Source organism: Streptomyces sp. NRRL F-6492 (assembly GCF_001280125.1).
Lineage (GTDB): Bacteria > Actinomycetota > Actinomycetes > Streptomycetales > Streptomycetaceae > Streptomyces.
Genome location: NZ_LGEG01000152.1, coordinates 1 through 363 on the forward strand (window position 1 = coordinate 1; position 363 = coordinate 363).

1 protein-coding gene is annotated in these 363 nt (G+C 71.9%); it reads left to right on the forward strand.

Translation table 11 applies throughout. From position 1 onward, the window contains the following. Positions 1-363: M28 family peptidase (locus ADL08_RS13560; RefSeq protein ID WP_159043055.1), on the forward strand; the 363-nt coding region annotated here is incomplete at both ends.

Consider the following 363-nt stretch of genomic DNA (forward strand, 5'->3'; position numbering starts at 1 on the left):
GTCCCGACCGAGATCGAGACCGAGGGCGACGGCCGCTCCGACCACGCCCCGTTCAAGAGCGCGGGCGTCCCCGTCGGCGGCCTCTTCACCGGCGCGAGCAGCAAGAAGACCGCCGCCCAGGCGCAGAAGTGGGGCGGCACCTCCGGCCAGTCCTTCGACCGCTGCTACCACTCCTCGTGCGACACCACGTCGAACATCGACGACACCGCCCTGGACCGCAACAGCGACGCCGTCGCGCACGCGATCTGGACGCTGTCCGCCGGCTCCACGAACCCGCCCACCGGCAAGGTCTTCGAGAACACCGCCGACGTCGCCGTCCCGGACAACGGCGCCGCCGTCACCTCGACGGTCGACGTCACCGGC